Genomic DNA, 9781 nt, shown 5'->3' with positions numbered 1-9781 from the left:
TCTCTCCCGCCGGCGAAAGTCCTTTTCGCGGGCCTCTTCGGCATGCCTGTAAGGCCGACTCGGACAATGAGACAACACAGCGAGCAAGTGATAAGGGTCACGTCGGAAAGGTTGAGATTTCTACCGGCCGAAGCCTTGCCGTTGTTAATTGATCATGTGATACTCCCACAGAAAGCTACATAACACCGCAACCTTCCCACAAAGCCCGAATCACTCATTCACGGCATCCCACCGCGAGGGGCGCCGTGCGTCCCGGGCGCCCCCCATGCCCCGGAACGGCCAACCGCGAGCACTGGTACTCCAACTCAACATCGAGGGGCAGTCGGTAAATGTCCGTTGACGTCGGCGCCGTCCCAGTCCAGAAGGCGAAGAACTTCCCCCTTTACCGCACGGTCGCCGGCTTTGTCCGCGACCCACTTCGCCAACTGGAGCGGATCAGCACGGAGGGGGACGGCCGGCTCATCCGGCTCGACCTCGGTGCGTCCCACCCCTACCTGGTCACCCATCCCGACCACATCCAGCAGGTCCTGCGGCGCGAGTCGGAGATCTTCCAGCGGGACGGGGTGTTCTGGAGGCCGCTGCGCGAGTTGATGGGCGACAGCATCCTGTCCGAGGGCGCCGAGTGGGAGCACAGCAAGCGGGTGCTGCAGCCGGTCTTCACCACCCGCAACGTCAACCGGCTCACCGGGCTGATGGCGGAGGCGATCAACGACGCCGTCGGCAAGCTGGAGGAGCCCGCCCGCGCGGGACGGCCGATCGACGTGCTGCCGGAGATGAGCCGGATCGTCAACGAGACCGTGATCAAGGTCCTGTTCGGCGACAAGATCTCCCCGGTCGAGGCCAACCAGCTGATCCCGACGTTCGACCAGATCGCGACGTCGATCTCGGTCCGCTTCCTGCTGCCGTTCCTGCCCCGCGTGCTCCCGATGCCGGGCGACCGGGCGTTCAAGGACGCCGTCCAGGTGATGGACGAGGTCCTGTTCGACCTGGTGGCGCGCTACCGGGACGATCCGGGCGACGGCAGCGACATCTTCACCGCGCTCTGCCAGGCCCGGACCGAGGACGGCGCCCCGCCGGACGACAAGTGGATCCGCGACAACCTGCTCGCGATGTTCGCGACCAGCACCGAGACCACGACGCTGGCGCTGACCTGGCTGTGGCCGCTGCTGCACGACCACCCGGAGGTCCTGGACAGGCTGGTCGGGGAGATCGAGGGCGTGGTGGGCGGCGAGCCCGTCCGCCCGGACCATCTTCCGAGGCTGCCGTACGTGTCGCAGGTCGTCCAGGAGCTGCTGCGCCTGTACCCGGTGGGCTGGATGTTCCCGCGCATGGCGACCGCGCCGACGATCCTCGGCGGCGTGCACATCGAGCCGGGCGACCCGGTGCTCATCAGCCCGTTCCTCACGCACCGGCTGGAGTCGGTGTGGGAGCGTCCGCTGGAGTTCGACCCGGAGCGGTTCACGCCGGAGAACTCGCGCAAGCGGCACCGCTACGCCTACTTCCCCTTCGGCGGGGGCCCTCACCAGTGCATCGGCCGGCACGTGTTCGACGTCGAGGCGCGGATGATCCTGACGAGCATCCTGAGCCGGTTCCGCCCGGCCCTGTCCGACGCGATCCCCGCCATGCCACGCATCGGCGCGACGCTGCGGCCGCGGGAGTCGATGGAGATGACGCTGACCCCGGTCGGGCGGGACGCGTGACGGCGACGGAGGGGGCGCCTCCGCGCCCCGGCGGCCCCGCGGTGCCCGACGTCCTCCAGAGCGCGCGGCACGACGGCGCCGTGATGGCGCAGGCCGTGAAGTGCGCTCGCGACCTGGCGAAATGCGCGGAGACCTATCCCGACCTGTTCGACGCCAAGCCGATCGACGAGACCCTGTTCAACGCCGTGGCCTGCGCGAACGCGTTCGGGTCGCCGTGGCTCACCGCGTCCGGGATCCGGATGGCGGCGCGCACCTCGCTGTGGATCTTCGGCCTGGACTGGCTGGTGGACCATGTCGCGACGTCCCGGGACGAGGTGGACGACATCAACCGGCGCTGCCTCGCCGTCGCGGAGGGGGCGCCGCCGGCGCCGGGTGACGGGCTCACCCGGTTCCTCGCCGACATCCGGGACGAGGCGGCCGGGTCGCCCGCCTTCGCGGCGCTGCGCGACGACTGGCTGGCGCAGCTCGCGCGGCTGCTGCACGCCGGGGCCCGCGAGCTGACGTGGAAGTCGGTCGACGTGGCCTCGTGGCCGACGTTCGACGAGTACCTGGACAACGCCGACAACTACGGCTCGGCCTGGGTCAACATCTCGCACTGGATCGTGCACGCCGACCAGGGCGTCCTCGACCACATCGGCGAGCTGCAGGCCGCGAGCCGGGACGTCCAGCAGGTTCTGCGGCTGCTCAACGATCTCGCCACCTACGAGCGGGACGTCACCTGGGGCGACCTGAACGCGCAGATGCTCGGGGTGGAACGTGCCCAGATCACCGCGCGGATAGACGAGATCGTGGCCCGCTGCCGCGACCGCGTCGGGCCGCTGCGGGACGACTGCCCCGAGGCGGTGGCCTACCTCGAACGGCAGATCGGCTTCAGTACGGGCTTCTACGGGCTGAGCGACTACTGGGGGTCGCTGTGACCGTCGAGGAGGCGGGCCCGCAGACGGCCGAGGCGGCCGAGGCCGCCGATCCCGACCCCGACGATCTTTACGCGGCCGCCGTCGCGCTGGTGGACGATCTCGTCCGCCACCCGTGGGGGCGGTCGTCCCCCTCGGTCTACGAGACCGGGCGGCTGGTGAGCCTCGCCCCCTGGCTGACCGGACATGCCGCAAGGATCCGGTTCCTTCTCGACACGCAGCGGCCCGACGGCGGCTGGGGGCCGCCCGACCCGGGTTACGCGCTCGTCCCGACCCTCAGCGCGACCGAGGCGCTGCTCTCCGCGCTCGCCCCGGAGGGTGGGCGCTGGCCCGCCGGCGTTTACGTCGCCGAGGTGGTCCGCGGCGCCGGGCGCGCCCTGCGGTCCCTCGCGCGGCGACTCGCCGGCGCCGCCGCGGCCGACTTCCCGGACATGCCGGCCATCGAGCACATCACCCCGGCCCTCGTCGAGGCGATCAACGGGCACCTCGACCGGCTCCGCGACGATCCCGCCCTCGCCGCCTGGTGGACGGGCGGACGGCTGGCCCCGCCCGCCGGGATGGACGGGGCGTTCGTCGCCGCCGCCAAGGCCCGCCTGGAGAACGGCGGCGCCGTGCCGCTGAAGGTCCAGCACGCCCTGGAGGTCGCGGGGGCGTCGGCGCGGCGGGCCGGTTCGGTCCGTCCCGTGCCGCTACCGGAACCGGCGCGTGCAGTCCGCGGTCTCTCCGCGGCGGGCGGGCCGGGGCGGTTCGCGACCGTCGGCGCCTCCACCGCCGCCACCGCCGCGTGGCTCGGCGGTCCCGACGTCGACGGGCCCGGTGACGAGGCCGCGCGGCGCTACCTGGAGGCCGCCGCCGAGCAGCACGGAGGACCCGTTCCCGTCGCCGTCCCGGTGACCAACTTCGAGCGCGGGTGGGTGCTCGGTTGGCTGGCCCGCGCCGGGCTCGCGCCGGCCGTCCCCCCGGAGCTGATCGCCCAGATGCGGGCGTCGCTCGGCGAGGACGGCGCGCCGGGCGGCACCGGCCTGCCCCCGGACGCCGACACCAGTTCCGGCGTGCTGTACGCGTTGTCGCTTCTCGGTGAACCGCACCCGCCCGACCTGCTGTGGAAGTACGAAACGAGCACGCATTTCTGTAGCTGGCCCGGCGAGAACGGACGGTCCGTCACGACCAACGCGCACGTGCTTGAGGCGTTCGGCCATTACCTGGAGTGCAGCGGCGCCGGACCGGCCGGCCGTTACGCGGCGAGCGCGCGAAAAGCGGCGTCCTGGCTCATCGGCGAGCAGTTGAACGACGGCCGCTGGCAGGACAGGTGGCATGCTTCGCCGCTCTACGCGACCGCTTGCGCCGCCCTGGCGCTGGCCGAGTTCGGCGGCCCGGAATCGGCGGACGCCGTGAATCGGTCCGTCGAGTGGGTGCTGGGGGAACAGCGCCCCGACGGCTCCTGGGGGCGCTGGTGCGGGACCGCCGAGGAGACGGCCTACGCCGTGCACATCCTGACCCTGGCCCGCCCGTCCAGGGGCGCCGCGCCCGACCCGGCGGTGCGGGAGGCGGCGGAGCGAGCGGTCCGGCGGGGCCGCGCCCACCTCAGGGCGGCCCTGCGGAGCGCGCCCGGCACCCTGACCGGCGGTCCGGGCGACGTTGACTCCGGCAAGCCGCCTCTTTGGCACGATAAAGACCTATACCGCCCAACGACGATCGTGCGGGCGGCGGTCCTGGGCGCCCTTCGTCTGGCACGTCGTGACACGAGTGTTTCAGTGCGGTGAATTTCACCACTCCGTCCGAGGGTGACCTGCTTGTACACCTGGGCCGGAAACCATTCACCTTGAGTGGGTTTGGTGGCGTTGGTAAGGTTCACCGGTGCCTTGCCGATCACCCGGCATAGCGCTACCCGCTCTCACCGCCACCAGTGCCTCGCAGCCGGGCCCCAAGACCTCGCATTGCAGGCACCCTTGACAATTGTTGGGGCGATCATAATGCGTTTCCGCAACTCACGGCTGCGGACCAAGATTGCGGCCCTGCTGGTCTCGCTGACCGCGCTGTGGGCCTTCGCCGCCTGGGTGACGTTGCGCGAGGGCGTGAACCTGCTCTTCGTGAGCACCCTGGACAGCGTCGTGGCCCCGAGCGACCCGCTGCTCGTCGAGTTGCAGCAGGAGCGCCGCCTCACCGTGACCATGCTCGCGTCCGGCCAGCGGCGGCCCGACCTGCTCGCCGCCCAGCGCGCCCGCACCGACAAGGAGCGGGCCATCGTCGTCGAGAAGGCCCGCAGCGGCTCGGTCCGCCGCGCCGCCGACGACGAGATGGACCAGCGGCTCGACGCGATGGTCCGGCTGCTCGGCCGGCTCGACGGCGACCGCCGCTCGATCGACGCCGGCGCCTTCGACCGCCGGCACATCATCGACGCCTACTCCGACACCATCGAGTCGATCTTCCACATGTACGACGGGACGACGACGCTCGACGACAAGGGGTTCACCTCCGACCTGCGCGCGGAGATCGCCGTCAACCGGTCCTGGGAGCTGCTGTCCCAGGAGGACGCGCTGGTCGCCGGCGTCCTCGCGTCCGGCCGGATCACCCCGGCAGACCAGATCGACATCGCCAAGGCCGTCGGCGCCCGGCGCCTCAACTACGACCGCGCCCTGGTCGACCTGGAGGGCGCGGACCGGCAGGCCTGGGACGAGCTGAACGCCAACAAGCGCCTCACCACCGTCAGCGCCCTGGAGGACATGCTCCTCCAGCGGACGAAGGCGCAGCGCCCCCGCATGACCGCCGAGCAGTGGCGCAACGCGACCGAGCCCGCGCTCGCCCAGATGCGCAAGTCCATCCAGGACGCCGGCGACCGGCTGGTGGAGCGCGCCACTCCCATCGCCACCTGGGTCATCATCCGGCTGCTGCTCGCCGGTGGCCTCGGTCTCCTCGCGGTCATCGCGTCCATCGTCGTGTCGATCACCACGGCGCGCGCGCTCGTCCGGCAGCTGGAACGGCTGCGCGGCGCCGCGTGGGAGCTGGCCGAGCAGCGGCTGCCCGGCGTCGTCGAGCGGCTCGGGCACGGCGAGAAGGTGGACGTCGAGGTCGAGGCGCCGCCGCTGCGGTTCGGCACCGACGAGATCGGGCAGGTGGGCCGCGCGTTCAACGCCGTCCAGGAGACCGCGATCCGCACCGCCGTCGAGCAGGCGGAACTGCGCCGCGGCATCCGGGACGTCCTGCTGAGCCTGGCCCGCCGCACCCAGACGCTGGTGCACCGGCAGCTCACCATGCTGGACGCGATGGAGCGCCGCCGCGACATCGAGACCAAGGAGCTGGAGGAGCTGTTCCGGCTCGACCACCTCGCGACCCGCATGCGGCGCAACGCCGAGAACCTCATCGTGCTGTCGGGCGCCCTCCCGGCCCGCGGGTGGCGCAACTCCGTCCCGATGGTGGACGTCGTCCGCGCCGCCGTCGGCGAGGTCGAGGACTACACCCGCGTCACCGTGCTGCCGTTCGGCCCGGTCGAGCTGGCCGGACGCTCGGTCGGCGACGTCACCCACCTGCTCGCCGAGCTGATCGAGAACGCCGTGTCGTTCTCCCCGCCCGACACCATCGTGCAGGTCGGCGGGCACCTGGTCGCCAGCGGCTTCGCCATCGACATCGAGGACCGCGGGCTCGGCATGACCGACGAGAAGCTCGCCGAGATCAACGCGCGGATCGCCGACCCGCCCGACTTCAACCTGCAGAGCTCGGTCCAGCTCGGCCTGTTCGTGGTCAGCAAGCTCGCCGAGCGCTACAACCTTCAGGTCTCGCTGAAGCGGTCCGCCTACGGCGGCACCACCGCCGTCGTCGTCATCCCCAGGGACCTGATCGTCGAGCAGGGCCCGGCGCAGGTCCCGGCCGGCACCACCACCACGAACGGCCTGGAGGTGCGGCGCCCCGCCGCGGCACTCGCCGCGTCCGGCGCCACCGTCCGCTCCGCCTCCCCCACGACGACGCTCCCCCCGGGGGGCACCGGCCCGCAGCACGCCGGACCCGCCCTCGTCGCGGTCCCCCCGCCGGCCGCGGACCCGCTGCCCGTGCGGTCCCCCGGCGGCGCCGCCCCCGAGCCGGAGCCCGAGGCCCCCACGCCCGCGCGGCACGACGACCCCGCGGACGGCGCACGTCCCGACCCCATCGAGCCGGAGGACCTGCCACCCGTGCCCGACATCTCCACAACACCGTCCGGTCTTCCCGTCCGTGTGCCGCAGGCGAACCTGGCCGAACCCCTGCGCACCGATGAGCCCGTCGTCGCCGACGAGCAGGACGAGCAGGAGGACCCGGGCCGCTCCCCCGAGGAGATCCAGCGGATCATGGGTTCCTACCAGCGCGGCACCCAGCGGGGCCGCGTCGACGCGGCGGAAGCCCTCGGCACCAACGCAGCGGAAGGCGAGGCAGATCAGTGACGCAGAAGACCGGTTCCTCCTCCGATCTGGGCTGGCTGCTGGACGACCTCGTCCACCGGCTGCCGCACGCCCGCAGCGCGGTCGTGCTGTCGGCGGACGGCCTGCTCATGGCGTCGTCCGAGGGCATGACGCAGGACGACGGCGAGCACCTCGCCGCCGTCGCCGCCGGCATCCAGAGCCTCGCCAAGGGCGCCGGGACCCGCTTCGGCGGCGGCCCGGTCCGGCAGACGATCGTCGAGATGGCGTCGGCGTTCCTGCTGGTCACGGTCGCCGGCAAGGGCGCGTGCCTCGCCGTCCTGGCCACCGAGGAGGTCGACGTCGGCCTCACCGCGTACGAGATGGCGATGCTCGTCACGGCCATGGGGCACCACCTCACCTCCCCGTCGCGTTCGGAGTCCGCGCAGGAGGGGCGCCCGGCATGATGCCCCCCGAGGACCCCGTCCAGGAGCCCTGGGCGGACGAGGCCGCGACGCGCCCGCCGGTCGACGACCGGTTCCTTGACGAGCACGCCGGTCCGATGGTGCGGCCCTACGTGATGACCAGCGGCCGCATCGAGCCGACCCGCGGCAAGTTCGACCTCATCACCCTGGTGGTGGCGGTCGGACCGGAGCCGGAAGGTGCGATCGGCCTCGGACCCGAGCACCTGGCCATCATCCGGCTCTGCCAGGCGGTGATGTCGGTGGCCGAGATCACCGGCCATCTCGATCTGCCCGTGGCGACCGTCCGGGTGATGCTCGGCGACCTGCTCGACAAGGGATTCGTCTCCCTTCAGGAGCCCGAACCGGAGGCGGACATGCACGACATCAGGCTCTACAAGGCGGTGATCGATGGTCTCCGGGCCCTCTAGGCGCGGCGTGCGCGCCCGCCGGCTCCCCACCGCGGTCAAGATCGTGATCGCGGGCGGTTTCGGGGTCGGCAAGACCACGATGGTGGGCACGGTCTCGGAGACCAGCCCCCTGCGCACCGAGGAGTTGCTCACCGACGAGAGCGTCGGCGTCGACGACATCTCCGGGGTGGAGCGCAAGCAGACGACCACGGTCGCGATGGACTTCGGCCGTATCACGATGCGGGACGAGTACGTCCTCTACCTGTTCGGCACGCCCGGCCAGGAGCGCTTCTGGTTCATGTGGGACGAGGTCTCGCTCGGCGCGCTCGGCGCGGTCGTTCTCGCCGACACCCGCCGCCTGTCGGACTGCTTCCCGTCCGTCGACTACTTCGAGCGACGCGGCACCCCGTTCATCGTCGCCGTGAACTGCTTCGAGGGCGCCCAGCGCTACGACCTCGCGGAGATCCAGATGGCCCTCAACCTGGGCCCCAAGGTCCCGGTCATGCTCTGCGACGCCCGCAGCCTCGGCTCCTGCAAGGAGGTCCTCATCGACCTCGTCCTGCACGCCATGAAGACCCGCGGCCTCACGGAGGAGCCCGAACCCCAGAACGCCTAGCCGCGGACGCCCGCGGCAACGGTCCCGGCGAAGGCGCGGAGCCGGGCGGTGGCGCGGTCCCGATGCCAGACGAGCGCGAGCGCCGAGTCGGGCAGGCCGGTGAGCGGGATGAAGACGACGTCGCCCCGCACGTGGCGGCGGGCGGTCGGGACGCACAGCGGCATCGCGCCGCGCCCGGCGGCGACCATCGCGAGGGCCTCCTGGATCGTGCTGACGGCCGGTCCGGACGGGATCGCGGCGCCGCCGGGCGTCAGCGCCGGGGACTGCGCGTCGCGCCAGTACCGCGGCGCCGGGCCGGCGATCCTGACCAGCGGGTGCCCGGCCAGGTCCTCGGCGCGGACCGACGGACGGTCCGCGAGCGGGTGGCGGGCCGGGACGGCCAGGCACAGCGGGGCCTCGGAGAAGACCGGGCCGACGGCGAGGCCGGGCTCCCGCACCGGGGTCAGGACGATCGCGGCGTCCACATCGCCGCCCAGGACCGGCCCGAACGGGTCGGCCAGCGGCATCTCGACCGTCTGCACCTCGCAGCCGGGGTGGCCGCTCTGGAACGCGCGGACCAGACCCGCCAGTTCCTCGTCCAGGAACCCGAGGAAACCGATCCGCAGCACCCCGCCGACACCGCGCGCCCTGCTCCTGGCCCCTTCGACGACGTCGAGGAGGGCCCCGTAGGCGGGCCGGAGCTCGTCCCGGAAGGCGGCTCCGAGCGGTGTCAGCCGGACGCGGCGGCTGGTGCGCTCCACCAGCCGGGCCCCGATCCGCAGTTCGAGGGCGCGCACCAGCTGACTGACGCGGCTCTGGGAGAGGTAGAGGCGCTCCGCGGTCCGGCCGAAGTGCAGCTCCTCGCTGAGGACGAGGAAGCACTCCAGCTCCCGTGTCTCCAGTTCCGGCACGCTCCCGCCCCCGATCGATGAGTCCGGCTCATACAAGGATGCGATCTTCGCCGTTGTTCCCGGCGCGGCCCGCCCGCCAGGGTCGGGGACATGACGGTTCCCTCCTCTCCCCCGCCGAGGCGGGGGTGGCCGGCGGTGCTCGCGGTCGCCGCGGCCACGTTCCTCGTCGTCACCAGCGAGATGCTGCCGGTCGGCCTGCTGACCTCGATCGGCCCGGACCTCGGCGTGTCCGCGGGCACGGCCGGGCTGGCGATGACCGTGCCCGGTCTCGTCGCCGCGCTGTCCGCGCCCGCGCTCTCCGCGGCGACGGCCCGCCGGTCCAGCCGGGCCGCGCGCACGCGCGCGGATTGAGGCGGCGAGGGCGGGTATAGGGGGTGTCACGATTCCGCCGTCAGTAGGAGTTGGACATGAAGGCTCGCACGATGT

9 protein-coding genes are annotated in these 9781 nt (G+C 72.3%); 8 read left to right on the top strand and 1 reads right to left on the bottom strand.

The features are described from left to right. The first annotated feature begins 329 nt into the window (after positions 1–329). The 7 genes from AB0K37_RS37385 to AB0K37_RS37355 all read left to right on the top strand — a co-directional run bounded on the left by AB0K37_RS37385 (position 330) and on the right by AB0K37_RS37355 (position 8465). Positions 330–1700, top strand: a complete 1371-nt coding sequence (locus tag AB0K37_RS37385; RefSeq protein ID WP_363989621.1) for a cytochrome P450 — start codon at positions 330–332, stop codon at positions 1698–1700. Next, a complete protein-coding gene (locus AB0K37_RS37380; protein ID WP_363989618.1) occupies positions 1697–2617 on the top strand; it encodes a terpene synthase family protein in 921 nt (306 codons plus the stop codon). The genes AB0K37_RS37385 and AB0K37_RS37380 overlap by 4 nt, the downstream gene beginning before the upstream one ends. After that, a complete protein-coding gene (locus AB0K37_RS37375) occupies positions 2614–4377 on the top strand; it encodes a prenyltransferase/squalene oxidase repeat-containing protein (protein WP_363989615.1) in 1764 nt (587 codons plus the stop codon). The genes AB0K37_RS37380 and AB0K37_RS37375 overlap by 4 nt, the downstream gene beginning before the upstream one ends. A 210-nt stretch (positions 4378–4587) precedes the next feature. Continuing rightward, complete coding sequence (locus AB0K37_RS37370; RefSeq protein WP_363989613.1) at positions 4588–7023, top strand: nitrate- and nitrite sensing domain-containing protein; 2436 nt, start codon at positions 4588–4590, stop codon at positions 7021–7023. After that, the gene (locus tag AB0K37_RS37365; protein WP_345178237.1) at positions 7020–7445 is read left to right on the top strand and encodes a roadblock/LC7 domain-containing protein; all 426 of its coding nucleotides are present in this window, start codon (positions 7020–7022) and stop codon (positions 7443–7445) included. Before AB0K37_RS37370 ends, AB0K37_RS37365 begins: the two co-directional genes overlap by 4 nt. Then, positions 7442–7870, top strand: coding sequence for a DUF742 domain-containing protein (locus AB0K37_RS37360; RefSeq protein WP_363989610.1), 429 nt, complete (start codon positions 7442–7444; stop codon positions 7868–7870). Before AB0K37_RS37365 ends, AB0K37_RS37360 begins: the two co-directional genes overlap by 4 nt. Next, positions 7851–8465 carry an ATP/GTP-binding protein gene (locus AB0K37_RS37355; protein ID WP_363989607.1) on the top strand — a complete coding sequence of 205 codons (615 nt, stop codon included), beginning with the start codon at positions 7851–7853 and terminating at the stop codon, positions 8463–8465. The genes AB0K37_RS37360 and AB0K37_RS37355 overlap by 20 nt, the downstream gene beginning before the upstream one ends. Here AB0K37_RS37355 and AB0K37_RS37350 read toward each other — a convergent pair. Further along, positions 8462–9355 (bottom strand): LysR family transcriptional regulator, encoded by an 894-nt coding sequence (locus AB0K37_RS37350; RefSeq protein ID WP_363989605.1) that lies wholly within the window; start codon positions 9353–9355, stop codon positions 8462–8464. The genes AB0K37_RS37355 and AB0K37_RS37350 overlap by 4 nt on opposite strands. Before the next feature lie 90 nt (positions 9356–9445). On the opposite strand from AB0K37_RS37350, the gene AB0K37_RS37345 reads away from it, so the two are divergent. Further along, the gene (locus AB0K37_RS37345) at positions 9446–9706 is read left to right on the top strand and encodes a hypothetical protein (protein ID WP_363989602.1); all 261 of its coding nucleotides are present in this window, start codon (positions 9446–9448) and stop codon (positions 9704–9706) included. Positions 9707–9781 lie beyond the last annotated feature (75 nt).

The sequence above is a fragment of the Actinomadura sp. NPDC049753 genome (assembly GCF_040674655.1).
In the GTDB taxonomy this organism is placed as follows: Bacteria; Actinomycetota; Actinomycetes; order Streptosporangiales; family Streptosporangiaceae; genus Spirillospora; species Spirillospora verrucosospora.
Note: the sequence above shows the minus strand (reverse complement) of the source record. Positions and strands in the feature narration are given on the sequence as shown.